Source organism: Halorubrum lacusprofundi ATCC 49239 (assembly GCF_000022205.1).
GTDB classification, from domain to species: Archaea; Halobacteriota; Halobacteria; order Halobacteriales; family Haloferacaceae; genus Halorubrum; species Halorubrum lacusprofundi.
In genome coordinates this window covers 36,055-63,025 of sequence record NC_012028.1, presented here as the reverse complement: position 1 = coordinate 63,025, position 26,971 = coordinate 36,055, and the positions used below count along the sequence as shown (strand labels likewise).

Sequence of the window (26,971 nt, the reverse complement as noted above, 5' to 3'; positions counted from 1 at the left end):
GCTTGTGACGCCACCGGAAATATGCTACCCGTTACAGTCTGGTGAATTTGGTTGAGTGAATAACCCGTCGAACAACTACGATGAGGTAACCCGCTTCTGTACAGCGATTCGAAAGTATTGGGAGTTGGTTCGGTTGTGACAGGATACAAATCACAAACAAACAATAACCGACTCATATATGGTTTCTGCCAGTTTATTTCAGGCTTCTTCTGGATTAGACCTCCAGACCTAATGCCCGGAGTTCTTCGAGTTCGCTCTGGACGCTTTTGAGCCGGTCTTTCATGTCTTCTTCTGCCTCTAGTGCGGAGTCGAATAGCCGTTCCCGCCGCTCTTCAATCTTCTCGACACCCTTGGGACTCAGCGCCTGTCCACACCACATACACTGAACCTTGTCTCGCGGTGTTTCGCGTTGACAGCGAGGACATTCAACCGGGCCGATGTCAGCGATTTCGTCCGCTGAAACGTCCATCCCGTGGGCGCGAGCAACCTCGCGGGCCGTGTCTTCTGCGAAGACGATGATGTATCGCCGCGCCTCGTCACTGTTCTCGACCCACCCGTGGTGGCGCTCCAAGTGATGTTCAGTCGATCACATCGGGTTAGAGTAAGTGTCTGCTTGGGTGCGGTGTGAAGCCTACCCAGGCAGACAGCGAGATAGAGGAAGAGCACCTGCTTAATTTTGTCGTCAACAGCCTCGACGAGGAACTTGCGATAGACCTCGGCGAGAATGTCGAGGTCACGACAGAGACGTTGTACGAGGTCCTCGCCGGCGCCAGCGCCGGCGGGACCTCAATCAACCACGTCTGCGAAACAACTGACGACTCGCCCCACGCCAATACCGTCCGTGGACATCTCACCGACCAGTTTGAGCTGGACTCCGTTGAGGCGGTTGGGGACACACTCCTGCAACGAGATACTCTTGAGACACTGCCGGATCGGCCGGTGGAGGTCGTCGCCGACCTCCACCTGGATCCTTACTACGGTGACGAGGACGAGACAGAGGCGCTGTACTCCTCGCAGGCTAAACGCGGAACCACGGCGTTTCACGCGTATGCGACGCTCTATGCGCGGGTACGAAACAAGCGGTACACGCTGGCGGTTCGCCAGTTAGTCGCTGGCGAGACCACCAGCGATGTCCTCGCTGAGTTTCTTGAACTGCTTGACGGCCTTGACCTCGGCGTCAAGGCCGTCTACCTCGATCGCGGATTCTACAACAGCACCGGTCTCAAACTGCTGTACGCGCACAACTACGCCTACGTGATGCCGATTGTCAAGTGGGGCGAAACGATTCAGGACGAACTCAACAGCGGCTGGAGCCGCGAGATTGAACACGATCTCGCCGGCGAGGTGACGTTTCCTGTGTTCATCGACTGTGTTTACCAGCAAGGACGGTGCGACGAACACGGGGTGGCGCGTCACGGCTACGCCGCTGACGCGCCGTTCATCGACACGCCACGAGATGCCCGAAACCACTACAGCAAACGCTTCGGCATCGAGTCGAGCTACCGATTAGCCAAGCAGAGCCTCGCGTTCACCAGTTCTCAGGATGCTGGACTGCGGCTGGTGATGTTTGTAGTGAGCCTATTGCTTCAGAACAGCTGGCGGTATCTTCACTGGAGGTACGTGGCGGCGCCCCGCCGCGGGGGGCGCCGCCTCTGGAGATGGTCGTTCACGGAGTTCTGTGAGATGGTGCTGCGGGCAGCCTGGACAGCGCTTGGTGTGCGCAGGTCTGTTCCAGCGAACCAACCACTCGACGACCGGTTCTTCCGGTAGCTGTCCACCGCTCGGGACAGCAATCGTGAGTGGCGACACTGTCGCGTCGGCGGCAGTCCGCCGCCGACAGCGACCCCTCACCGCCGAAACTCACCGTCCGTGTCATTTCGAGAATTGACCACGCATCGAAGACGCAAATTCAACCTCTACTGGAGGGGGTAGAGAATTCTCGATGTGATCGACTGATGTTGGGACACGTTCTTGCGAGCCAGATAACTTGCGGAGGATTTTCGCATCCGGGTGAAGCCCATCTTTGACGGCTTCTTCAGATCCCCGTTCTTAACTGCTCGCTCAACAGGCTTTCGGAGCATTTTCTGCTTCATCTTGTAACTCACCTCGCGTCCGGTATCCAGGTCGCACCAGAGCGGCGCTTCTGGATCATCTCCTTTTGGGTGAACCTCTAACCAGCGTTGGAGGTACGGAACGGATGTGATAAGGGTGACTGACCGTTGCCCCTGCCGACCGTTGACTGTGATTTCTTTCCCGTATTTGTGGTCCCCGACGTCACCAACTTTCATCGACCGGAATTCACCCGAGCGAGTTCCAGAGTCCCAATCAACTGCGACCGCCGCCTTGTTTCTGGCATACTTCGCGTTATTCAGGACCGGGAGAATGTGTTCATCCCACCACCACATTTTCGTCTTGTCTGGAATTGGATCATAGTCATCCGGGAGATCGGCCGAGATCCATTCGACACTGTATGGTTTCTCGTCTTCAGGATCCCCGCGAGTAATGTGCCCCCCGAACATCCGGAGTGCGACTCGGTGATCCCGTTTTGATTCCTCGCTATCGTAGTTTCCGTTGATCCAGCTGACGTACCGTTTCGCCTTCTTTTTCTCCGTCTCCGTGTCACCGATCATATCGACGAGATCTGGCTCGGGAAGTTGATCCGGGCTGTATTTCTCCGAATCCCCTGCCATCATCGTGCAGTGCTGTAGGAGTTTCACCCGCCTGCCCGTTGAATAGTTATGAGCACCGAGTTCGTCCGAGAACTGCAACAGCGCATCTTTGTCATCTTGTGGCAGTACTTCTGATTTTTTAATCCGGTTGTGGAGGGCTTCGACCTTAGGCGGCAAGCTTGTCATAACTAAATGAAACAACCAGAGGCATTTGAACCCCTGGTTCAATGCTGGGAGGCGGCATTATACTCACAGTTCAAATGCCTGCGAGCCCTTAGCTCCGCGCAACAGGGTCACTACCTGACCGGCTCTAGCAACCTGTGCGCGGGACAGATTCTGATCTCCAAGATTTTCTCAGGCTATTGGAGTTGCTCTGTCTTCGTCATTGCGGGCTGTAAGACTGCGCATGCCATGCCGGGAATACCGTCCGTGAGGGATCCCGGGGAGGATACCGAAACCCCGTTACTACACGACGTATAATTGATGATATCCCATGCCCTCGGACACAAAAGCCACTGATATCGACCTCACCCCGGGGACTGCGAAATCCGATATCGTTGTGTTCCTCTACAACAACCCGGGCAGTGGGTTCAGCGCCGGCGATATTCACGATCGGCTCGACATCGCTTCTGGAACGGTCAAAACGTCTCTTACTCGCCTCAACAACGACGGGCTAATTAGGAAAACCGAGGACGGCGCTTACCATGCGCTTGGCCACCGCGACGACCTTCGCCGGTACGTCGGGAGCCTCAACCAGCTAGAAAGAATGTTCGCCGTCAAGAACTACGACGAACACACCAACATAGACGGCCCCCAACTGGAAGACATCGACGAAGACGAGCTTGATGCTGAGATCACAGCGTTAGAAGCCGAGCGCAACCAGGAATAACTCCCTACCGGGCAGTGGGAGTCTCATCGGAGTGAATCCGCCCTGTGAAGGCCACGCGAATCGAATAAGAGTTTGCTGTCAGGGTTCTATTCAATACTTCAACAGCATTGGGCGATTCGTGAGGTCAGAAGATGGGTGTGTCAACTGTTCTATGACACCCCGAGTCGAAGAAGGAAGAATACGGCGGTTAGATGCAGAAAAGATGCCCTGATCTCGACGCTACAAACTCGTTCGAGAGAGCCCTGATAGATAGATCAGATGGGTTCGGACGTATTCGCTACAGCGGATGGCGCGGCCGAGTACATCGAACAGGTGCAAGTCGCGTTGATTTGACTATATTTGCGCCCGTCTCATCTGTGTTCGCTCGGGTCACTGATTCGTGTGTATCGTTGTGTCGAGACTCTCGCCGACAAATCTCGGTAACCACTTAGACCCGGAAGTCAGGATTTATCGATCCACTCTGAGAGCGTCGCAGCGACGGTAGTGTATGCAGCGTGTTTCCCTGCTCTGAACTCATCGATCTGCGATGGATTTTCCGATACTACCGGGTACGATTCCACAACGCGTTTGATTTGCTTGAGTGTCTGAGCGTCGAGTTCCGAGGGGTCGATGGGTTCGTCGTCAGTCATGCCTTGAGCTTCGTGTCAGTCGTATTTGAGTGGGTTGGCCGTTCAGGGCAAACGTGTACTCAGGAGTGTATCGGTATGTCAGTGGGAATCTCAGGGAAGGACGGTGATGCCCGATCTCAGTACCCGCAGTCGTCGAGAATTTCGACTACTTCCCGAGCGCCGGTCACTTTTCGCCGCGCAGAACGGAGCTCACGATCCACCTCTGATGTAGACATACCGGTCTCATCAGCGGTTCGCTGTCGCCCAACATCCGCGATCGCACGGAATGCGAGCGCCTGAGCCTCTTTGGAATCAAGCATCCCCGTGTTACTGAGTGAGCTTGAGATCACGTAGACACGATCCACTCCAGAATCTACGCCATCGATGTCAGCCGGCCATCCCATGGTCTCGAACTCTGTCTCGGTGAGTACCGTGTCAACGTCGTCTGTGTCTGTGCCTGTGCTTGGTTCGCTGCTGTCTGCTCGTGTCATTGTTTGTCTTAGAGCCGGGATCTCCGCCGACCTGATGGCTCGCCCGGGAGTCGAACCCGAGCCCCTGCGCCGGGGAGCGCCTGTCGAGCGGAAGCGCGGTCGCACCTTATCGGACGGTCACAGATACGAGGGGAGACGGTGGAACGACACTATATTTACTGAGAAGGTCGCGGACAGCGGCCATGACCTCACTCTCGTGTTCGAACTCCGGGTGACTCACGACTCCCTCTTTGGAGCGGAGCGCCAGATAGAACGGATCGAACTCTGATGCCGGGATTCCATTCAAATCCTCCACACACTCGGGTGCAGACATCTCAGCGACTTCCTCAGCGTCCGCGACTGCTTCGCGCGGATGCTCGCGGAGGTATTCGAGGGCGTGACAGACTCCGTCGGGAAACTCATCGGAGTACTTGTTGACGTGGGTGAGCGCGTCGCTGAGGGCGTCTTGGTCAACCTCCGCGCGAGCAGTCCACGTTGTACACCCAACTTTTTCCACGAGATGGAACGCATCGGTGATGCGATCGTTCTGATGGGAGAGTGCCACGAGAACGGAATCGCCGGTCTCAGGAATCTCGTAGATGCCTTTGTCGGATCCGTGCTCGTCTTTCAGCTTGTAGCGTAGCGTCCAGTTGTCCGGGATACTCCAGAGATGCTTACCGGGCTCAACTGTGGTTCGCGTTGCGGGGACGCGACGCGTCCACTTATCGCCCGGGTCGCGGCTGCGAGATTCGATGACGTGCTCGTTTGTTTCGTCGTCTCGCGTGACGGTGAGCGTTCCGTCGGCGCGGTAATGTCGAACTGTACTGTCGTCGTGTTGTGGGGAGTGTTCGCGGGTCATCGTTGTCACGTGTCGTGGACTGGTGGTGCTGCTGACACGCGACGTCCGATGACGCGCTGGCTCCGCGTCGGAAAGGGGCTATGATACCGGGGATTGTGGTATCGGGTTGTTTTGCCAGAGGGGTCTATGCATCGTCAGCTTGCAGATGCGAGGGGGTTCTCGGGCGTCGCTTGACTGTGAGAATGAATCTCGCTGGTATAAACCCTCGTCCTACACAGTCCCCAGTGATCCGTGACACCCGGAAGGCAGGAATTATCGATCCATGCCGAGAGCGTCGCGGTGACAGGAGTATACTCGGCTAAAAAAGGATTCATCTGGTAGTCCAGGCTCATACGGTTACAAGAGTCCGTCACTCGTAGTCGTTGAAACACTATGGTTACACCGGACGCTGCCACAGGCGTTGTCTTGGGGCTCGCTTGCGGCGATGCCTTGGGTCGCCCCGTGGAGTTTCGCTCTGGCGAGTCGATTGCTGACCAGCATGGAACCGTGACGGAGATGCTCGGCCATGGCACGCACGGCCAACCCGCGGGAACGGTAACTGACGACACTGACCTCGCGCTGTGTATCGCACGGAGCCTCGTCGAGCAAGGAGGCTTCAACGGGACTGATATCGCCGACCGATTCCACGAATGGTACGAGAGCGATCCGTTCGACATCGGGCTGATGACCGCCGATGCCATCCGCGAGTACGCGAATGGAACGTCCTGGCGGGACGCCGGGCGCGAGGTCTGGCAACACCGCGCCGAAGGATCGAACGCCGGCAACGGCAGCGTGATGCGGTGTGCCCCGCACGCGATTGCCTTCGCCGACGACCCCGACACGCTCGCGCAGGTAAGCCGACAGTCCTCGGCGATCACGCACCACGATCCGCGATGCACCTACGGGTGCGCCGTGCTGAATTGCACAATCGCCGGGTACCTCCAGGGCGACGACGACCCGCTTACAGGCGCACTCGACCGCCTCGAACGTGACGCACCGGACGAACTCGTCGAGACGCTCCGACTCGTGCCGGACCACGTCGATGAGAGCCAGTTACCGAACAGCGGCTACGTCGTCCACACGCTACAGACGGCGTTGTACGACGCGCTGACAGCCGACAGTGCGGAGGATGCCATCGTGACCGCAGTCAACCGCGGCGGCGACACAGACACTATCGGAGCCGTCACGGGCGCGCTCGCCAGCGCACGCTTCGGGAGCGACTCGCTTCCAGAACGGTGGCTCACCACCATTGACTATCGGGAGGATCTCGAACTCCTCGCGCAAGCACTGGCAACGACGGATATCGACGAAAGGATGTGATCGGTTCTAGACTGTGTCAAGAACCTAGTTCCACAGGCCGAGTGAATCGGCTCCGTGTACAGAAGAGTGAGTCGCTGCTTGTTGCTAACCCGGGAAGGTGACGGGGGGTGTCCGGAATTATCTGGCTTTTCAGACGCTAACACCAGAATTTCAGGAGGGTGAAGCTAATCATTCACACACCCTCTGTGAGCAGAGCCATCCAGTTTCACAGAAGACCCGCACGGCATGCTCGCAGCGACAGTTCAACCACAATATCCGAGTCACTGACAGGCTCCGCGCCCCGCCCAACAGCCCCTCCCAAAACAAGGTGAAGTAGCGCGAAAAACGCGTATTGTATATTCACAATGATATCTACGGAATTCGGAAATAGCGGACGATTCAAAATCAGCAAAGTCCGGATAGAAGGCCCAAATTATAAGAAATAGGCAGATAAGAAACTCTCTCGCCCAACCATTTAACCCGGAGTGGAGCACATTATATCATAGAAGTTGAACATGACTCGACGCCAAACCGGGTGGCGACACCACGCTACCTACCTGACTAATCACACCCCGCTCTCTGAACGGCAAGCAGAAATACTCGCCCTCAAGAAAACCGGTCACACGACAGAGGAAATCACGGAGATCCTCACTCTCTACCCGGAGACTATCGAGGACCACTGGGACGACGTACTTGAACAGTGGAACCAAGCCCAAGAACTCTGTACAATCATGGGCCCGCATCCCTGGGGCGATGGCGAGACACGTCAGAGCGAGGATGTCGACGATACACCCTGGAACCTGCTGTCATCAGCTGTAATGAACTATTCCGACGAGGAACGCACTCAAATCGAACTTGAACTGTACTACGGTAAGTCATTCCCAATGAGCGATATGTATCTCCTCGTCGAACGAGAAATCGCGGACACCGCTGACCATGCTACCAAGACCACGGAACATCGGAGTGCTCATGATGCGAATGCATTGCGCGGTCACATCTACAGCGACGTAGAATCAATCGACGAATACTATCTGCGGTGGGAGTTGCTCGGAAAAGCTGGCATTGACCCGGGTGCTGACTTCACCCCCTCCGCCGAAAGCCTGCTTGGTCGCCCCATCTCCCAAACTGAAGCAGACGCTGCCCGGGAAAGTGCACAGGACCGTGTCGACATGCACACCGTCGAGTAACTACCACAGCCTCTCCCCACCGGTAGCTAAGATAGTACAGTGCCGTGGCCAACGACTTCACTCGATACTCTGTCTCCTAGTCGATGGATCCGCAGCGAGTTTTCGCCTGGGTGCTTTCGCAGTCCGACGATTCCGTATCGACTTGTACTGAGACACGGGGGGTGTCCGCAATTATCAGATGTATTAGCCCCCACTACCAGCATATTTTGAGGGTAAAGATAATTGATCACATACAACACGATCAGTTCAGGTCCTGCACCCCTGTCGAATCACCCTCACCGAAATCAGCCCCTTCAGATCGCGTCGGCTTACGCTGCCGTCCATCGGAAGCTTCGCGCCATTCCTCAATCACTGGCCGGCTTCCAGCCCGATGAGGCGTGCGTCGGCGTCGAAGTTACGATGACGAATGCTCCACTATCACTCCACGGCACGGTTTTATTCGTTTCAGACTGCTACCGTGTGTATGGACGAACTGACGGCGAATATCTCGTTTGACAGGTTTGCGGATATGCCGGAATTCTACGGATCCGGTGCGGCGGAATACCGCCTGGCGATGGTGAAAGAGCGGAGTGACTTTCTTGATCTGTTCGCAGGCGCTCGTCACGTGGATGCCGTGACGTACGCGGAGACGCCCGACCTGATGGTGAAGATGCTGACCGAGTACGACATTGGCTCACTCGACGTGCTCATCGGGAACGCCGAAGACTACGCCGACCAGGTGAACGAAGTCTCGACGGCGAGGTCGCTCGTCCGACTGCGACAAGACGATCGACTCACGATTCGATTGAAGAACCGGAAGACCGTCCACTCGAAGATTTACCGGATCGTGATGCCGGACGACACGGTGAAGCTCGTCCAAGGGTCAGCGAACCTCTCACGGAACTCTTGGGAGTACCACACGAACCAGATCTCCGTCATTACGACCGATGTCGGGACCGAACTGGACGAGGAGTTCGAGCGGTTCATCGACGAGTACCGCGACGGGTACAGCGACCAGACGCTCCTCGAAGGGCTTGTCGAGGCACTGGAGGATGCCGATTCACCGGAAGAACGGGAGAACCGCATCGAGTACTGGGTTGGTGCCGGCGATCTCGACGTGAGCGATACTGCTGCTCTGAATCAGGACGCCGTTGAGGACCTGAAAGACGTCGCCGATCAGGTCACTGCCGTTGTCGACGACCCGGAGGGGGCCGACGAGACGGTTGCGTTCGTCGAAGAACCTGAGAACGCCGATCGCAACGTCATTGAGCCGGATGAGCCCGCGGACGAGGAAAACTCCACCGACGCTGCGAACGACGACGAGTCACCGGACGTCGGGCTCGTCGAGTCGGATCACGAAACGGGGCTGACGGACGGGCTAGATCGTCCGCGGGTCCGTGCACCCGACGAGAAGATACGGATGGGAACCAGCAAGGTGGACAAAGACACCGCCGACGAGTTTGGGGCCGGGCTCCGTGACCGCGGCGCGACCGTCGAGGATCACAGCATCACCGCGCCGCTGAGCGCGTACAACAACCAGGTCAAGGAATCAACAGCCATCCCAACGATGTCCGTCCTTCCGGAAGCCGAGCAGGTCGTGATCGGTGAGGACGACGAGATGATTCTCGTCGCCACCAACGAGCCGACCCCTGAAGTTCTGGATCACTGCCTCGAAACTATCGAAGACTACATCGAGACCGTCCAGAACCACGGCCACACGCAATCCGAGATCGCAGTGATGGCGCAGATGTACGAGGCATTCCTCTACGGGTTCTGGGCACCGTTCGCCAACCAGTACGCCGAGGCATTATCATCACCGTCACGGACGCTAGACAACGTCCTGCAGCACCTCTACATCGAAGGGAAGAGCGACGCGGGGAAAGACAAGCTCACCGAGTACATCCTGCGACTCGTCTCCGACAACACGGTCATCTCCGGTGTGGACGCAGACGACGTCGGCGTCAAAGAGGTCCGCGGCGTCCGCGAATGGGACACGTGCTTCCCGTACGCCATCATCGACGCCGAAAAAGAGAAGATCCAGCGGTGGAGCCCGATCCGAAACTACTGGGGCGACTGGACACCCACCAGCGTCGATCAGCCGTGCCTCATCTTCACGACCAACGACGCGCTCCCGAAATCCGAGTTCCGGAACCGAATGAAAATCCTGAGCATGGACGTCTCCTTCCCCTCCAACCCGGAAGACCCGGGCTTCCGCGAAGCACAAAAAGACCTCTCAGAGGTTCTGGAACGACAAAACCCGATCTTCAGTTACGTAGCCCGCCGAATGCTCACCGAACAACCATGGACCGACGGGAACGGGACTATCGAAGACGTCCGCCGTATTGTCCGCGAGTTCTACGACGAAGCCGATCGAAAGCAACCCGAGTACTTCCCCGCTGACGAACCAGCCGAGAAGACGTACGACACAGGACGGTTGAAGTGGCAGCGGGATATCCAAGGCGGCCGTGTCACGTTCGAATCTGAGCCGAATGCAATCACCGCCGACTTCGACCGCGACGAGTACGAGGTCTACGACTACGAGAAGCGCCTCCCCAAACGATTCATGTCCGAAAAATCATCCACAAGCGTCTACATCGGTGCACCCGAGGAATTCGCCGAGTGGATCGGATACTCCGTCAACGAGCTCCTGAACGGAGCGGCCGAAACCGGCACGGATACCGTGCAGTCAGCAAGCACAGAAAACGTATCGGATACGGACAACTCCGGCGGATTCTTTTCTCGACTGTTCGGGGACTAATCTCCTCGATTCCCCGTCCAACTTTTGCAGAGTATTACACGAGACCCAGCGGTTGCTCGGTCAATTGGTAGCGATACGCTAGTCGGACAATTTCGTTAAATCGTACGTGTTGCCGCGGAAAATAAACGAATACCGTCTGTTCAAGATCCACGACTGATGCTTCGCTTGATCCAGCCCAGATGACCTACGCGAAGTCGTTGATAACATCTTGTAATATTCGGATAGTCTATATGCACCGTCTGCCTTGGTATGAACTGTCTTAGTCGGGGCTTGCCTTCCAAACCATAGGGATAGCAGACTTACTCCTGTTTGTCATATTTTCCGTGGTTTTATACGCTAACCTATAGTGAATTTCCTAATAGGTAGTTATACTTGTGACACAAATACTCCACGTAAGTGATACTCATCTCGACAAGCGTCAGTACGGACAGGACCTCCGCCGTGCCGACTTCGCAGACGCTTTCGACGCCTCGGTCGACATCGCTATTGACGAGGGCGTGGATGCAGTCATTCATACTGGCGACCTGTTTGACGATCCAACGCCGAGCGTTCCCGCAGTCAATCGTTGCCTCGATACCATCGGTCGGCTGGAAGACGCTGGTATTCCTTTCCTCGCTATCGTGGGAAATCATGAGCGGAAGCGAGAGGAACAGTGGATGGATATCATCAAGCGGTTCGGTAATGCGAAACGGCTCTCGAAATCGCCGACTGTAGTGACAGACGCCAACGGGGACGATCCTGTATCAGTGTACGGAATTGATGCTATACGCTCACCTGAGTGGGACGGATACGACTTCACGCTCGGCGAATCTGAGTCCAACGACCATGTCACTATTCTCTGTATGCACGAGTTGGTTCAGCCGCTTGTCCCCGAACACCGCGGCGACCCGTACGACCTTTCCGAGGATATCCTTGATCGACTGAACTTCCTGCCGACCGCTCTTGCCCTTGGCGACTACCACTCGACGTGTAATGACACTGTCGACGGTGTCAAAGTGTTCTACCCTGGGGCGACCGAACGATGCAAGGTGTCTGAGCGAGGCACACCCAGCGTCTACCTGTTGAATATCCAGGATGGGGAACTCAGCCGTAAAACACGAGCTATCTCCACAGCCGGGCGCGAGAACGTGCCCCGTCCGTTCCTCACAGTAAACATCGATTTCGATGAGACGCACAGCCTTGACCACGCAGCGACCCGCATTGACGAGGATGCCGGCGGAATGAACGACGACATTTCAGACATGGTCGTCGTCGCCCGCCTGACAGGCGCGAACGTGGGCGTTACTGCGAAGGACGTGTACGATTTGATGGCTGAACGCGAAGTGGCGGTTCCCTATGTTGATGACAAACGCCAACCCGATGTGGACTTTGACTTCGATTTTGACGATGAGCAGACGGAGTCTCAGAACCCCGACAAGATGTTAGATGATGCGGTCGGAGGGCTTGAGATATCCACCATCACGACCGAAGCAGATGACCTCGTACGAGACGACACCGTTGATGACGATGACATCCGTCCAGAGATGAACACACACATCCGCACTGAGCAGAAAGAACAGTTCGGTGAGGCGACCCTCGAAGAACGATAATCGATAGTAGATATCACAGACACGACAATGAAATTCAAGACCCTCATTTTAGAGAATATCCGCAGCTACGAGAACGGTCATATCGACTTCGAGGACGGCGAAAATCTCCTCTTCGGGCTGAACGGCGCGGGGAAGTCCACCATCCTGCAAGGGGTGTTCGGTGGGCTGTTCCAGACGAAAATGAAGTACCAGGTCGGCAATGACTTTGATTTACCAGACCTTGTTCGCACGCAGGCTGACGAAGGGCGTATCGAACTTGTCTTCGAGGCAGGCGGAGCCGAGTACACCGTTGAGTGGGTCATCCAGAAAAGCTACGACGACGACGACGAGGTTAACGGGGCCAAGACCAAGCAAGGCTACCCGAAACTCTCCTCGGACGCCCTCTCCGAAGACGTGTCCAGCCTTGGCGACGTGCAGACCGAAATTCAGCGCGTTGTCGGGATGGACGCAGAGTCGTTCGTCAACAGCGTCTACGTCCAGCAAGGCGACATCACGCGCCTCATCCATGCCAGCACTGAAGACCGTCGGAAGATTCTTGACGGCCTCCTTGGTCTGAACCGTCTCGATGAGTACGTCGACCGCATGGAAGACGCTCGCCGTGAGTACAAGAAGGCAAAGCGTGATTCGAACAGTCGCCTTGACGAAACCAAGAAGCGACTTCAAGATCTGCCTGCGGAGGATGAGATCCAATCCCAAATAAACAAGACTGACAAGAAGATCTCGGACATCAAAGGCGACATCGACGATCTCGAATCGAAAATTGATGGTCTTGAGGACGAGCGTGAGACGAAGACGGAGACCCTTGACCGCATCGACGACCTCCAAGTGGAACTCGATGAGACCCGTGACAAGTACGAGGACGCCGAAAGCGACCACGAGACGTACAAGGAAGAACTCCAAGAGGAAAAGGAAGCACAGCGCAAAGCTGAAGATGCGCGTGACGAGGCACAGGAGGATCTTGAAGCCTTAGCCGAGCGGGATGAACTCGCTGACTACGACGTACTGGATGCTGACACCGCCGAGCAGGCGCACCTAACGGCGCAAAAAGAAGCCGAAATGGCTCGCTCAGAACGTCAATCAATCGAGGAAGGGCGACTCAACTCCCTTCAGTCGGACCTTGACCGAGTCGAATCCGACATCGAAGAAACAGTAGACGAAATCGAGTCAAAAGAGAGTGAACTCGACGACGTCCGTGCTGAGGTTGAGTCCGCTGAGTCGCGCAAGTCCGATGCCGAGAAGCGTGTCGAGAGATTCGAAAATGCCCTCGAAAATGACCGAACGACGGTCGCTGATCTTGCGGTGGAACTCGATATCCCCCAAGATGCGTCGGTAGACGACATTGATGAGTCACACATCCCCGAGACAAGGCAAACTATTTCGTCCGAACGAGAGCAAATCGTCGAAAAAAAGAGCCACCTCGGAACTCTACAAGAGCAGGTCGACAATCTCGAATCCGAGGGTGAATGCCCGGTTTGTGGTGCGACAGACGACGCTCATGACATCGACTCGGAGGCGGTTGCTGCAGAGCACAAGGCCAACCTCGAAGCTGCAGAGGAGCGTCTCGCGGAACTCGACGAAGCACAAGAGACGCTTGATGATCTTCGTGAAGCAGTCCGCGACGCGAAATCTACCCGGAACGACCTCGAAGATGCCCGCGGAGAGGTTGAACAGGCCGACTCCGATATTGAAGATGCTGAAGCGCGCGTTGATGAGGTGGAGTCGACGCTGGAGGGACTCCGTGGTGAACTCGAAGAGTACCGTTCAAAGAAGGAGCGACTCAACGACGAAATCGACGACGCGAACGAGGATCTCGAAGACGCTGAAGTCCGAGTCAACAGAGTGGAGACCGTCGAAGAACTGCTCTCAGAAGCAGTCGAACTACACGGACGTATCTCCGAACTGGAATCCGATATCGACCGCCATAAGGAGAACCGCGAGCGCATCGGCGAGCTTCGACGGACGGCGTACGACCGAATGTCCGACCTGAAAGAAGACGTGGAGGAGCTTGAGGCGGAACTTGGTGATCTTGACGCCGAGTCCATCAGAGACGATATCAACGAGATTGACGATTACCTTGACGAATTCCGCGAGACCTTGGATGGAAAAGAGTCCGAAGAGGAGGAGCTTGTCAATAAACTCGCTTCTCTTAACTCGAAGAAGGAGCAGATACAGGAAGAGACCAAGCGCAAGAAAATGCTCGCCAGTCAGCGCGAGTGGGCTAATGAACGCATTGACGAGGCGACAGAGGTCATCAAGAAGTATAAGGAGGTTCGTGGCAAGCTCCGACAGCAGAATATCTACAAGCTGAACGAGTACACTAACGAGGTGTTTTCGGACCTCTACAGGGATCAGTCCTATCGCGGCGTCCACATCGACAAAAAGTACAACATCTACCTCATCGCACAGGACGGTGAGAAACTTAAGCCGCAACTGTCTAGTGGTGGAGAGTCCGGCATACTGAACCTCGCACTTCGGGCGGGCGTCTACAAAATTATCACCGAACGCGACGGCGTCGCCGGTGCGGCGCTCCCGCCATTCATCCTCGACGAGCCGACGACATTCCTTGACTCGGGGCACGTCGGCGAGTTACAGACGATGATACAGACCATCGGCGAGTGGAATGTCCCACAAATTCTGCTCGTCAGCCACGACGAAACCCTCATCGAGAACAGCGATCACGCAATCCTCGTCGAAAAGGATCCTCAGACCGAGACCAGCCGCGTCCGTTCCGGCCATGCGGCGGTCGAGGAAGCAACGAATGACACCGAGACTGAAGCCACCGTGGGCGACACGGCCACCGACGACTGAGCGCCACTCCACTCAGACCGCGTCGCCCTGAGCGGTGAACCCTTATTTGACCCTATCTCTAACTATACAACAGATACGATGGCTGATATCCTTATCAAGCACTTCTATGCGGGTGGTCATGCTTGACCGACATGGACACTTACGGAGCGTTAAATCAGATGTTTCAGGAGTTGGGCCGTGCAGTTGGCGACTTCGACGCCCAACAGACCGTGACAGCTGCAGACGCTATCGCTCACTTCCAGCAGCCGGGTGGGAATGTGAACCTACTCGACGATGACGAATTCCAGATCACCCACAAGCCGATTAGCGAAGTAAAGTCGTGGGACGATCCGTGGCCGACCACGTACGGACTGGATGGTTCCACCACACGGGCACTACAGTTTAACAACGGTCTTCTCGCCGCAGGGAGCGCCGCGAAACTCGGTGTCTCGGGTAAGACAGGCAACGCCGACCTCGCTAACCGAACTACGGCGACACTTGTCGCCCACCACAACGACGACGAGTTTGAGTTACCTGGTGTCGGAGAGACGGGTATTGAACTCCCTAGTGGTACCGACGCCGAAATGCTCCGATTCCCTGCCAGCGACCTCATTAGCCGTCTTGACGACTATCTTGTTGGCGTCTCTCGGACGTATGCCGAGGGAAAACATGCTCGCAAGTACGCTGCCGAACTTGACGGCCCTTTGTTCATTGACGGACCCCTCTACCCGAACCCAGCGTTCAGTTGGATGCTGTTTGAGCAGGCGGGGGAGGGGCCGACGTATATGACCGACAACTGGCCCGAGATAGTAGGAGACATCATGCAGAACTACGTCTCCACAATCGAGATGATGTACGACCGAAACTACCCGCCCATCGGCATCATCAAGACTGGTCGTTCCAGTGCTGCCCTAGATTCACTCCAGACGAAGATTGAAGACAACGACGTGAATATCGAGACACCACTTCCGTGGGGGAGCGACCATCTACTATTCGAGGACGCCTTGTACAACTCTGACGACCGCTACGGTGATAAGGGCCCCATCATCAGCTACACGCCGTGGCTCCTCCAACAGAAGGAGGGAGCGCACGGTGAGTCCGTTGTACCGTTCGAATTCTACGACGGCGTTTCACTGAAGTGGGGCGATGCCAACGAGTATATCCGAGCGTTCTTCTACGTCCGCTGCCCCCAATCCGACTACGTGATGCGTGTGGAGACTCCACACGCCTTCGCCCGGAATGCACGACTTCGAGAGCGTATCACCCGGAAGGCCCTCGTTGAAATCGCCCAACAACAGAAGGAACCTCGTGCAATCACATTCGCCGACCAACGTGCCCGCATCTCTAGAGACGACCGCTTTAACCTTCGAGATGTTATTGAGCAGTTCGCCCAGAACAATCACGGGAATGTTCGCGCTGTTCAAGACTATAATGAAGGGCGCGAGTATGACCGATTTGAAGAGTTTTAGAATAGTGACATGGCTCAGTTGGCAAGACGCGAACCTTCATGTGATATAGTCTCTAATCCGCTTAACAACTAATAAATGACAGAGGATTTCAGTTTGGACGATGCGCGAGCAGAGGACGAGAGGGCTAGCGAAGAAGCAACCGACGAGACTCAACTCAAAGACGCACCCGCTCCCTTCGGTGACCACAATGGCGAGCGCGTTGGTCATATCACAGCGCAAGACAACCCCATCGTCGTTGACCGCGAGGAGTCGGTCATCCGTGCGTTCGTTGACTCCGACTCCCGCGAGGGCGTGCGTCTCGGGAACTATCTTCGAATACCCTATGCGCCGCTTGAAGACGAAGAGTATTCTCGCGCGATGCTCGTCGGAGTGATCAAACGCCTCGAATATGCCACCATTGCCGACATCAATGATAAGCAGGACGGCGGCTACGCAAACCCGCCGGGTGAACATTCCTTCTCCTACGTTGCCCAAATCGAACCTATCAGCATCGTTGAGTTCGATGAGACGGACACGGAGAATCAGTTCACACAGGCGACGGTCGACAAACCACCAAAGCCGGGGGCGAACACGTGTCTGGTCGAGGACCGGGCCTTCCTCCGGTCAGCTCTCCGCCTCCCTGACCGCGGTGTTTTCCTTGGACATATGGCAGTAAGCGGGGACCGGATCCCCACCGAGGAGGAACCGCTTCCGTATTATATGTTCAACCCGAATGCCACTGACGGGAACGAGGACGAGGGCGAGCCCGCCATCTTCCGACACACACAGGTCGCGGGGTCTACTGGGCAGGGGAAGACCCACGGGTCGAAAAACATCCTCCGCAACCTCTCGACAGGCAAAGAGTATTCAATCGAAGTGCCGCCAGAGGAGCAGGATGGGGAAAATGTCGATGTGGTTGAGGATCGACAACGGGCTCTGAACGTCACAGTAATCGACCCCGAGGGCGAGTACGTCGAAATGGGGGATGACCCAGACCCCGAGACTCAAGCAGACTACTATGAGGACGAGTTCCAAGAGATGCTGGAGGAACAGAATATCCTTCACGGGGGACTTGACAGCCCCGACAGCAACGTCGACTTCGGTGTGTACGTCCCGAACATCAACGACACCCACCCCTCTCACCCGAACTGTACGGAGTTCAGTATCCCGTTCGAACTCGTCCGAAGGAATCGCCAACTCCTCTACAAATCCTCGCCCCCAGACCGCACGAAAGATGCCATCAACGATCTCATTACGGAGTACTTCCACAACCACAACGCGCCCTATACCTACGGGGAGTTCTCGAACTTCGCAGATAACATGCTGGACGAGGACGAGGACCGCATCACTGAGAACGGGAGCGTCAAGACAGCCGCCCGCGAACGCCTCGTGGGGCAGTACGAGTTTAACCGAGTTTTCGACAACGGCGACCAGTCGTTGTTCGACCTCACCAGCGAGATGTTTTCTCCGGGGAAGGTCACCATCATACCGACTGATCATCTCCGTGGATCGACCGACCGCTTAGTGGTATCTTGTTTGCTTGCCCATGTCGTCACGAATAAAATCGGCAGCGATGTGGAGTTCCCACATATCAAAGGAACGCCGATGCTCCTCTCGCTGGACGAAGCACACGAGTACCTCACCACACCATCCGACCTCGGATCACGCTCTGGCTACCTCGTCCGGAAGTTCAGACAAGCCGCGAAACGAGGGCGAAAGGACAAGTTCGGGCTCTACATCATCACCCAGACGCCCCAAGACATTGATGAGGACGTTCGAAAGCAAATGAATACCCGCATCTACCTCGGTCTCGAACGCGACGTGGTCGAAAGCCATGACGTGTTCGTCCCGAAGGAGTTCAAAGAGGCCGTCACTCAATTCAACAAGGGCCAGATGGTTGTCAAACAGCCCGACGTACGGGCAGTCGAAATCAAGGGCCTTCCCGCCTGTCTCACTCATCACAGCAACTGAGTCTCAAATCATCATAACAACAGAACATCGATTATCCATCTCTGGGAAAGAACTCCGTGCTTCGTCAGATGAAGCCGATGTTCTGGCGGAGTTTCGAAGTTTCCGGAAGGTACCCCTCGGCTGCGGCCTCGCTCGCACGGTCAGCATAGTAGGTAGTAATGGGTAGACGAGCAGTTGAGTTCATCGCACCGACGTGGGACTGGCTCAGTAGGTAGACTTGCGCAGTCAACGTTTTGGTCGTGTTGCAAAGCGGTCTAGACTTTGCCGCTGGTACTCTCAATTGAGAGGTCACAGTTGATTGCTGTTTTGGTCGAACGTTGGAGCAGTTCGTCGAGGAACGCTTGGTAGTACTCGGGGTCGGCGTACTTCACCAACCGAAGTTGGAGTATCGCTTCCAATCCCTCTGCTGTCCAGCGCATCCACTGGTTCTTGCACCGCTTGCTGACCTCGCCCATCAGTCGTTCGACGGGGTTCGAGGTCCACGGAACCTCGAACCCCTCGACAGCGTGCTCGGCGAACGTCACAATCGACGGCAGCCACCGCCGAAGATACCCTGCAGCCTTTGCTGACCCGAACTGCTCCAGTTGCCACGCTGTCTTCTCTAATCGCTCTCTCGTTCGCGCGATCCGCGAGCGGATCGCCGCGAACTCCTCCGCTGGACGATGCTTCGCCACAGAGTTCTTCAGATGGAACACCTCGTCGATCACCTCCGAAACGATCTCCTTCCGACGGTCCAAGGAGAAGACGCCATCGTCCCAGAGGGTGTAACCCAGCGTTCGGCCGACGTGGACGAGATCGAGCTGGTGGTCACGGTTTTCGTCGGTAAAGGCTGTGACGATGCCGCTATCAGCGTCACTGACGACCGTCGCGTCGTCAGTGACTGCGCCGATATCATCGAGTTCGGCGGCAGTTTCGTCCCAGTCAGCGTTGACCGACAGATCCAGCAGGGAGCGTGACTCTTCGGCGGTGTCTTCGCCGAGCGTTGCTTGGACGGAGTGGGACGAGCGGTCGTCGTCTTGGCTGTGGCACTTTGTCCCGTCAGGAATGACGGCGTCAGCGTCTGTGCCAGCGACACAGTCTGGAAGGAACTGTTTGAGCTTGTGGCCGTATTTCTTGGCACGGCGGTTGATGGTGGTCGGCGACGGCATCGAGACGAAGCTGTCGCCGTGATTGGCAGCGTCTCGATAGCTGAGCGAGGTAGCGAGATCGACGCTTTTGGCGGCGATGTCCTGCTGATAGCGGTTCTGCCCGTCGAAGTCGAGAACGTCTTCGACGGGCCGGAAGTAGCTGGATTCGTCTGGGGAAGCGGCTGTATCTTCGACGTAGTGGAGAGAGAACTCGTGTTCTCCGGCAGTTGTGACAGCTGTGCGGGTGTCGGTGCCGGCGCGTTGGAAGCGCTGGTCACCGTTGCCATGTGCGTGTTTCTCACCACAGAGCGCCTCGACGCTGGCGGCGTCGAGGCTCTCGACCAGCGATTCGAGAAGGACTGCTTCGAGGTTCTGGTCAGTGACGGCCTCGGCAAGCGTGGCGAGCGGTAGCGTTTTGTCGTCGTCGATACTCAGTTCGAACCGCACGTCGATTGTGGCGTGCATGGGGTACCTCGGTTTGGACACCAGAGGCAACCCCGCCTTCACGGGAGTCAGTTACTACTGAACTCTAGAGGACTTTGCGACACGACCAACGTTTTGATGTCAGTGTCGCCAGCCTTGCGCTCGACTTGGATAGGCTGAGGAAGTCCCGTGTTTGAGCTCGTCGCTTGCGACTCGGGGTCACCGAATGTAGCGAGGATAGCTCTATTTTCCTCGCGGTTGAGTGCGGCAATGCCCTTGTCGGGTATCTTGGCGACGCCGTCTGCGAGGTTGAGAACGCGCGCTGGCGATTGCTTGCGAATCTCGACAACATCGTAGTTGATGTCCATCGATTCTAACATCTCCTCTACCTGATCGAGATCCTCGCGCATGAATCCGTCCCGGTGGATGACGATGCGGTCTGGATATTCGCCGTGTTCCTGCTTGTACCCCGCGATCGATTGGCGCGTGAGATTCTTCAGCTCTTTCGGCGGCACCTTTTCACCCGTCTGGGGTTTCGCAGAGGTATACCCGAGGATAGTACCGTCGCCGTAGATACTCGTCGTTGAGGCGGCGATATGGACACGTTCGTCGGTATCTCGCGGGTAGCGATGGGATACGTCAATTCCGATGAACAGATCCGTCTCGCCTGGCATTGCATCCTCGGTTGTAAATGGAATGCCGCCCGCGGCAGCGACCAATCCCAGCGCGACGTTCGGAAGCGCGTAGCTGGTGGCGAGCGTGTCGATATGGGCCATCTGGCTATCAACACGCCTCTGGCGGAGCGCTTTCTTCATCTCGTGATAAATGTCGCTCGCGCTACTCTCACCCATGCTGAAATCCGCCTTCGGCAGGATGACACACGCGGCAGAGTACTCGTGGTCATCGGGTACGTCAACCAGCAGGTCGGTATAGATCTCATCAGCAGTTTTGAACGGGTCGTACTGCACCCGATTAACCGCTTCAGGACCCGCTCCGATGTCCTTGAGTTGCTGATCGAGGTTTTCCCACCGCTCAGCGTGTGGGCCCGCGCTCGGATGGACGAGACACACCGAGAACTCCTCGGGGGCTTCGTACACTTCATTGTGCTTCACCCGTCGCGGATGGTCACCAGTTTGCTCCTCGGCGAACTGGAGGATGTGGGCGTCGGTCTCAAACAACCGCGACATCTCCCAAGTGTCATCGCCATTGACCGGTGTTGCGTCAAACGAGAGAGTCGCCCCTCCTAGCGGAATGACCGGCGGAAGATTTTCGACGAAAGTTGTCGCCCGATTGAGACACCGTTGGGCAGATAGCCGCGTCTTCCCGCGAGTCGCCTCATTAAATCTCGGGGCAAACGCCTTCACGTTCTGCGGGTGACCCTGTAGGGCGAGGAGTCGCTGGGGGTAATACTCGGTGTTGTGCGAACCCTGCTTGGTGACTTTCACTACCCGCCGGTCAGCACGAGCGATTTCTTTCAGAACGCGGTCGGGGATCCGTTCTGCTCCCTCGTGGTACTCAACGACGCTTTGATTACCCATATCATCGATACTCTCGTTGACCGTCTTATCCATTAGCTCGTCAACGAACGCCCCTTTCCCGCTCTGCTTGTACGTTACGTTGACGCGGAGGCCACGATAGAGCTTATCGAGATCGAATTTGTCGAGGGTGTACTCAGAGATGGTCTTGTGCCGGAAGTCAACCGAGAGATAGACGACGCCAGCATTCGTTACCGATAGCGAGAGATTCCATCGTTCGTGCAGGCGGAAGTCTTGTTTCTGGATAACAGGGCGCTTTGAGAGGACCGTGTCGATGCCTCGAACCTCATAGTCACCATCCAGAATGCGACGGAGTGAGGCGTCGATGAGCCCCTTTGTGACAGCCTTGTCACTATAATCGGTGTAGTCCAGTGTGTGTGGCCCGTCGTTGACCATCTCGAAATTCTTCAGCTCTAAATCTTCAACAGGGAGTGGGGACGGAGTAGCGAGCGCGAGGGCATCTCGAACGGCGATAACCGGGGGAGACGAGCTCTCAAACTCTCCCAAGATGTCTCGTCTCGCCTTGTACGTGTCGCGCAGGGCGGCTTGATGATCATCGGGACGGTACCCGTCCTTGGCTTTCAGCGTGTACTCGTGAACCGCAAATTCAGAGAGTGATTTCTCACTTCGGAAGGTCGTCAGCGCGTGTCCCGTCTGCTCGGTCGCTGACTCAGGTACGTCGGCGAACGCATCATCGATTTCTGCCTGCATTTCTTCATCAACCGACGCGGACACGGCTCGGGGCTCCTTTTCCTCGCCTGTCGAGTCGGTGTTATTCCGTTCTGCTTCGCTACTGTCCCCCCCTGCTTCGCCCTCACGTCAACCGACGATGTCTCATCGTCTCCGGATGACGATTCTACATCAGCAGAACTGGTGGTCTCACCTATGTCCGCGTCTCTCGTCGACTGAGTCACTTTAGTATCGGCCGTCGCAGTAAGATTGTAGAAGGTTCGACCACTGGACTCGTTGATAGAGTAGCGAAGGTCTGTCAGCGTGTATGTCTCGCCGGCTTCGAAATCCGTCTCGTACACCTCGTCAGGCGTTGAGTTTACCCAAAGGGTGATGCCTGGCCGTCTACCCGTCTCGTCTACGTACTTGAGAACGCGGTTTCCGGGCCCACGGTTAGGGTGGTGTTGAGCGTCAACGACCTCGAAGGTCGTCGTGTACTTTGCACCCTCATCCAGATCGTTCGCTACGTCCATCTCCTCCAGAGTAATGTGTGCCGTCATTGCTATCTTTCAGTTGTCGTTCTGACTGCAGTTTCTGCGCCACGCCGTCCCACAATCCGCCTACGAATCGTAGCAGACAACAGAGTTTATCCTCCACTTCGACGGCAAGCTCGGCCGTTGTTTCGATGGTCGTTCGATAACCTTGGCGTTTCTTGAGATTAAGTGCAAAGGAGTCCGTGAGGATGACACTCCCCCGAACGCCTAAAATCGTCCCCTCGCCGTTATCGCCGACCTCCAGTTCGGGTCGATTTACACCACGCGCGTGGTCGATGCCGGTCGCACGGTGAGGTATTGATACGACTCGGTCAGCGACAACATCCTCATCAAGATCGTTGAGGGTGAGACACGCGTGTAACCGTGAGTCATCTGGAATGTACTCTGGCACCGTTCGGGTGGCCTCAACAAGATCCTCAACAGGAGACGTCCGCGGTTCGTACCATGAACTACTCGACTGGGTTTCAAAGCGATCACTGAACGCCTCCTCGATGAGCCCCGCCGACTTTCGATTCGGCGTTTCGGCAACGACGATAGCGTGACTCGCGCCCTGCTCGGCCCACCGCTGGAGACGACGGTCGCTCCGGCTGATGCCAACCTTCACATCAGCCTTCGTGACGAGGTAAACGACGTAAGTGTGGGCGCACGCATCGCGCTTGTAGTCGGGGAATGGACAGTCGGCGTTCTTACAGTCAGTACCCGGCGTCTTGATGCACTGCGTAAATGGCGGCCGTTGTTTACAGTCGTAACATACCGAGTATTTCGGCTTCGAGAGCTTCTCGCCGCAGTTACCACAGACGCGTTCCTCATGGAGGGTGACGCGGAGTGACTCACCGACTAAGCTGTCGCAATTTAGTGTAGCATCAGAATCTATAAAAGAGAGCGATGGGGTTCCGCGGTACCACGAGAAATAGCCGATGTGCCCCTCAATCGAGTAATTGTACTCCGGGGGGTCGCTGCTAGATTTGCTCCTGTTTCTACCTTCACCACCGAAATCACCGAGGGCTCTTTGACGTTCAGTCATGGCACGAATGGGGATCCTCGCAACCGAAACGGTTGTTAAGATTTTTCCTTGTTGGAAAAGAGGCTGCCTTTTCTAGCAACTCAATCATGTCCTACATCACTGACACCCACCGATGAGTGAAAAGGATATGCATGCTAGTGGATGGATAAATGTCTGCAGATCTATGAACTTGTGAACAAAGGTAGAACTATATGACTTCCTTTCACATTCAGGCCTATGGACAGGACTTCCGTATCTTCTAGCAACCTAAGAAGTGTCGGCTATAATCAAGACGACCAAATCTTAGAGATCGAATTCAACAGTGGGGGAGTCTACCGTTATTTCAGTGTTCCCGCAAATATTCACACAGACTTGATGAACGCGTCTTCACATGGGAAGTGCTTCCACAGCAACATTAAAAATGTGTACCAGTACGAACAAGTTCGATAGCTCAATGGTGGTATTAAAATGAATCTTGATAGGATAGAAGTCAAAAATCACCGTTCGATAAAGGAACAATGGGGAGATGACGCAATAACATTTGAAGGACTTGACTGTCTCGTAGGAAAAAACAACGTTGGAAAAACCAATATTGTTTCATCTATCAAATACCTGCTTGAGCAAGAGGATAAGACGAAAGATGAGGAACTCTACTGGAACAAGGAGACTTCTCGAACAGTAGAGGTCAGAGGGTATTTTAATGTATTAGAAAAAGACCTACACCGGATACAGGATGAGAGGAAGCGGGAGCAGGTACGAGAACTCCTTCTAAACTGGGAAGACTTCGACAATCATCTTGGAATCTGTCGTATTACCGAATCGGAAGAGAAAGGGGGAAATACATCATTCCAAGTAATCCAACTCAGGCCTATTGATGAGGAACTGAGTGAAGATACTTTTCTGGACTTCCGCGATGATCAGTGGGGAAATATCGATGATAAAGAGGGGTTCACCAACACTGATTATCGGGACGCGATGCGGGAAAAATATCCAGAAGTCGCGGGACATGTCGACGAAGACAGTCTGAAGCAGAAGGGTGCATGGAAGGATGGGTATGAGAGTTACATAGCCTCTCGGCCGGAGGGTCTTGAATTTGAACCGAAGCCTACGAGTTTTCCTTCGGGTACGAAACAGTTGATTAGAGAGGTAGTGCTTCCTGACGTGGTCAAGATACCTGCTATCAAAGAAGTTGAAGATGCGGCCCAGACTTCGGGCGAACTAGGCGAAATGACCGATGCCCTATATAGTGAATTAGAGGAAGATATCAACAAACAACTTGATGAAAATTTAGGCAGTGTATATGATCGACTAGACACCAGTTCAGAAGCCTTTGAGACCCAAATAAGTGATTATCTCAAGCAAGCCTTCAGAGATTATTCTGTGGAGTTGGATTTCCCACGAGTGGAGAGTAGGAGATTATTCCGAGGCGTGGATATTCGGATTGAAGATGATCAACTTGAAGACACCTTGTCACACGAGAATGTTGGTGAAGGTGTGAGGCGGGTACTGGTTTTCAGTATGCTTCGCACTATTGCTGATCTTCGAGATGGTTCGCTCTCTATAGCTAATGAAGATAGTGAAGAAAATGAACAGAGGCAACCCCTCTTGATCCTCTATGAGGAGGCGGAACTGTTTCTGCATCCGAATCTGCAGAAGAACTTACTTCGAGTCTTCAGAAGTCTTTGTAATGGTGATGCGCAAATTATATTCAATACGCACTCCCCCCTTCTGATTCAGAATAAAATACTAGACACGATCAACATCAGTACCTCACAAAGCATCCTCGGCTAGCTGTTTCTGCGGCCTGAGTTCTGTGTCGAAGCGGTTGTACTGACGGTCTCGACGAGAGAATTACGGACGGATCGACGGAGAGCTGTCGCTGTCGGCGGCGGTCAGCCGCCGACGCGACAGCGTCGCCACTCACTCCGCTGGCTTGCTCGGTCGGTGGTTAGCGGTGGAATCGGTCGTCAGGTGGCCGATTCGCGGGGACGGCCCGACGCACCGCGAGGGCCGTCCACGCAGCTCGTCGAATCATATTGACGAACTCCTTGTACGGCCACCACCAGAGGCGACGCCCGCCTCGGCGGGGCGTCGCCACATACTCGTAGTGAAGGTACCGCCAGACGTTCTGTAAGAGGAGACTCACCACCACGTACAGCAGCCGTACCGTTGGATCTCGTGTTGTCGTTGTCGCTATCGCTTGCTCAAACAAGCGATAGCTTGACTCGATACCGAAGCGTTTCGAGTAGTGGTATCGAGCGTCCCGTGGTGAGTCGATGAACGGCGCGTCAGCGGCGTAGCCGTGACGCGCCACACCGTTCTCGTCATACTTCCCATTTAGGTACGTACAGTCGATGTAGACGGGAAAATCGACGGTCCAGCTGTGACCGTCGAGTTTCCCCGTCAGATCATGCTGAATGACGCGACTCCATCCTTCCGAGAGCTCTTGCTGAATCGCCTCACCCCACCGGATGATCGGGATCACGTACGCGTAATTGTGCGCCTGAAGCAGCGTGAGACACTTACTGTCGTAGAATCCGCGATCAAGGTAGACGGCCTTGACCCCGGCGTCAAGGCCGTCGAGGACACCGAAGAACTCAGCGAGGACACTACTTGCGGTATCGCCGTCTTTGAGACGGCGTACCGCCAGCGTGTAGCGTTTGTTCTTCACACGCGCGTAGAGTGTGGCATAGGCGTGGAACGCAGTGGTTCCACGCTTCGCTACCGAGTGATAGAGGCCGTCTGTGTCGTCTTCGTCACCGTAGTAGGGCCGCAGGTGGAGGTCTGCGCAGACCTCCACCTGTTCGGGGAGCAATTCATCGAGATCCTTTCGCAGGAGCGTGTTAGCGACTCGTTCGAGCCGTTCCGGCTCGAACTTCGTCCGAAGATGGTAGAGGACCGTGTTCCCAGCGGGTGAGTTCTGGCTCGACGCACAGAGCGTAGAGACAGAGGTCCCGTCGGCGCAAGCGCCGACGAGGACCTCATAGATGTCTTCAGCAGTGATTTCAGCGTTATTGGCTAACGAGAGCGAAACTTCCTCGTCAAGGCGGTTGACGAGAAAGTTAAGAAGCTGGTCCTCGTGGATCTCACCGTCTGCTTGTTTGGTTTTAGACACACCTTCAGCAAGCAGACGTTCTAACTAAGCGGCTTTGTGAAGTACTGAGTTTG

General features: G+C 55.6%; 22 protein-coding genes. 11 read left to right on the top strand and 11 right to left on the bottom strand.

From position 1 onward, the window contains the following. Positions 1 to 214: 214 nt before the first annotated feature. On the bottom strand, positions 215 to 571 hold the full coding sequence (locus tag HLAC_RS13875; protein WP_049933782.1) for a zinc ribbon domain-containing protein: 357 nt from the start codon (positions 569 to 571) through the stop codon (positions 215 to 217). 53 nt (positions 572 to 624) lie between these two features. On the opposite strand from HLAC_RS13875, the gene HLAC_RS13870 reads away from it, so the two are divergent. Continuing rightward, on the top strand, positions 625 to 1,770 hold the full coding sequence (locus tag HLAC_RS13870; protein WP_012659197.1) for an ISH3-like element ISHla11 family transposase: 1,146 nt from the start codon (positions 625 to 627) through the stop codon (positions 1,768 to 1,770). A 146-nt stretch (positions 1,771 to 1,916) separates the two neighbouring features. Here HLAC_RS13870 and HLAC_RS13865 read toward each other — a convergent pair whose 3' ends face one another. Continuing rightward, a complete protein-coding gene (locus HLAC_RS13865) occupies positions 1,917 to 2,855 on the bottom strand; it encodes a site-specific integrase (RefSeq protein WP_012659196.1) in 939 nt (312 codons plus the stop codon). 307 nt (positions 2,856 to 3,162) lie between these two features. Here HLAC_RS13865 and HLAC_RS13860 point away from each other — a divergent pair, with 307 nt between their 5' ends. Next, positions 3,163 to 3,558, top strand: coding sequence for a MarR family transcriptional regulator (locus tag HLAC_RS13860; RefSeq protein WP_009486601.1), 396 nt, complete (start codon positions 3,163 to 3,165; stop codon positions 3,556 to 3,558). Positions 3,559 to 3,998: 440 nt separating this feature from the next. Here the strand turns inward: HLAC_RS13860 and HLAC_RS13855 are convergent, their stop codons facing one another. From HLAC_RS13855 to HLAC_RS13845, 3 genes are all read right to left on the bottom strand, one after another. Next, positions 3,999 to 4,187: a hypothetical protein gene (locus HLAC_RS13855; protein WP_009486602.1), complete on the bottom strand. Its 189-nt coding sequence runs from the start codon at positions 4,185 to 4,187 to the stop codon at positions 3,999 to 4,001. 116 nt (positions 4,188 to 4,303) lie between these two features. Beyond that, on the bottom strand, positions 4,304 to 4,657 hold the full coding sequence (locus HLAC_RS13850) for a hypothetical protein (protein WP_014053186.1): 354 nt from the start codon (positions 4,655 to 4,657) through the stop codon (positions 4,304 to 4,306). Positions 4,658 to 4,763: 106 nt separating this feature from the next. Further along, positions 4,764 to 5,495: a hypothetical protein gene (locus tag HLAC_RS13845; protein ID WP_009486603.1), complete on the bottom strand. Its 732-nt coding sequence runs from the start codon at positions 5,493 to 5,495 to the stop codon at positions 4,764 to 4,766. Between the two features lie 372 nt (positions 5,496 to 5,867). Between HLAC_RS13845 and HLAC_RS13840 the strand changes: the two genes are divergently transcribed. The 7 genes from HLAC_RS13840 to HLAC_RS13810 all read left to right on the top strand — a co-directional run bounded on the left by HLAC_RS13840 (position 5,868) and on the right by HLAC_RS13810 (position 18,492). Further along, the gene (locus HLAC_RS13840) at positions 5,868 to 6,794 is read left to right on the top strand and encodes an ADP-ribosylglycohydrolase family protein (RefSeq protein ID WP_012659194.1); all 927 of its coding nucleotides are present in this window, start codon (positions 5,868 to 5,870) and stop codon (positions 6,792 to 6,794) included. 494 nt (positions 6,795 to 7,288) lie between these two features. Then, positions 7,289 to 7,960: a LuxR C-terminal-related transcriptional regulator gene (locus HLAC_RS13835; RefSeq protein ID WP_009486605.1), complete on the top strand. Its 672-nt coding sequence runs from the start codon at positions 7,289 to 7,291 to the stop codon at positions 7,958 to 7,960. 463 nt (positions 7,961 to 8,423) lie between these two features. Further along, the gene (locus HLAC_RS13830; protein WP_009486606.1) at positions 8,424 to 10,697 is read left to right on the top strand and encodes a phospholipase D-like domain-containing protein; all 2,274 of its coding nucleotides are present in this window, start codon (positions 8,424 to 8,426) and stop codon (positions 10,695 to 10,697) included. A gap of 374 nt (positions 10,698 to 11,071) precedes the next feature. Then, positions 11,072 to 12,286: a metallophosphoesterase family protein gene (locus HLAC_RS13825; protein WP_012659192.1), complete on the top strand. Its 1,215-nt coding sequence runs from the start codon at positions 11,072 to 11,074 to the stop codon at positions 12,284 to 12,286. 27 nt (positions 12,287 to 12,313) lie between these two features. Beyond that, complete coding sequence (locus HLAC_RS13820) at positions 12,314 to 15,094, top strand: AAA family ATPase (protein WP_009486609.1); 2,781 nt, start codon at positions 12,314 to 12,316, stop codon at positions 15,092 to 15,094. 131 nt (positions 15,095 to 15,225) lie between these two features. Continuing rightward, positions 15,226 to 16,542 carry a DNA double-strand break repair nuclease NurA gene (locus HLAC_RS13815; RefSeq protein ID WP_009486610.1) on the top strand — a complete coding sequence of 439 codons (1,317 nt, stop codon included), beginning with the start codon at positions 15,226 to 15,228 and terminating at the stop codon, positions 16,540 to 16,542. A 75-nt stretch (positions 16,543 to 16,617) separates the two neighbouring features. Next, positions 16,618 to 18,492, top strand: coding sequence for an ATP-binding protein (locus HLAC_RS13810; RefSeq protein WP_009486612.1), 1,875 nt, complete (start codon positions 16,618 to 16,620; stop codon positions 18,490 to 18,492). A 64-nt stretch (positions 18,493 to 18,556) separates the two neighbouring features. Here the strand turns inward: HLAC_RS13810 and HLAC_RS18840 are convergent, their stop codons facing one another. Genes HLAC_RS18840 through HLAC_RS17910 form a run of 5 tightly spaced genes read right to left on the bottom strand, consistent with a single transcriptional unit; the run spans position 18,557 to position 23,824 of the window. After that, on the bottom strand, positions 18,557 to 18,721 hold the full coding sequence (locus tag HLAC_RS18840) for a hypothetical protein (RefSeq protein ID WP_169304934.1): 165 nt from the start codon (positions 18,719 to 18,721) through the stop codon (positions 18,557 to 18,559). A gap of 25 nt (positions 18,722 to 18,746) precedes the next feature. Then, on the bottom strand, positions 18,747 to 20,084 hold the full coding sequence (locus tag HLAC_RS13805; RefSeq protein ID WP_012659191.1) for an ISH6-like element ISHla10 family transposase: 1,338 nt from the start codon (positions 20,082 to 20,084) through the stop codon (positions 18,747 to 18,749). 47 nt (positions 20,085 to 20,131) lie between these two features. Further along, positions 20,132 to 22,288, bottom strand: coding sequence for a Piwi domain-containing protein (locus tag HLAC_RS13800; protein ID WP_012659190.1), 2,157 nt, complete (start codon positions 22,286 to 22,288; stop codon positions 20,132 to 20,134). Then, positions 22,216 to 22,779 (bottom strand): hypothetical protein, encoded by a 564-nt coding sequence (locus HLAC_RS18835; RefSeq protein WP_143420283.1) that lies wholly within the window; start codon positions 22,777 to 22,779, stop codon positions 22,216 to 22,218. Before HLAC_RS18835 ends, HLAC_RS13800 begins: the two co-directional genes overlap by 73 nt. Next, entirely contained in the window at positions 22,754 to 23,824 is a 1,071-nt protein-coding gene (locus HLAC_RS17910; protein WP_009486614.1) for a DUF2797 domain-containing protein, read from the bottom strand. Before HLAC_RS17910 ends, HLAC_RS18835 begins: the two co-directional genes overlap by 26 nt. A 216-nt stretch (positions 23,825 to 24,040) precedes the next feature. Here HLAC_RS17910 and HLAC_RS17905 point away from each other — a divergent pair, with 216 nt between their 5' ends. After that, positions 24,041 to 24,253 carry a KTSC domain-containing protein gene (locus tag HLAC_RS17905; protein ID WP_009486615.1) on the top strand — a complete coding sequence of 71 codons (213 nt, stop codon included), beginning with the start codon at positions 24,041 to 24,043 and terminating at the stop codon, positions 24,251 to 24,253. An 18-nt stretch (positions 24,254 to 24,271) separates the two neighbouring features. Further along, a complete protein-coding gene (locus HLAC_RS17900) occupies positions 24,272 to 25,594 on the top strand; it encodes an AAA family ATPase (protein ID WP_012659189.1) in 1,323 nt (440 codons plus the stop codon). Positions 25,595 to 25,751: 157 nt separating this feature from the next. Here the strand turns inward: HLAC_RS17900 and HLAC_RS13790 are convergent, their stop codons facing one another. Continuing rightward, complete coding sequence (locus tag HLAC_RS13790; RefSeq protein ID WP_009486633.1) at positions 25,752 to 26,918, bottom strand: ISH3-like element ISHla1 family transposase; 1,167 nt, start codon at positions 26,916 to 26,918, stop codon at positions 25,752 to 25,754. Positions 26,919 to 26,971: the final 53 nt, after the last annotated feature.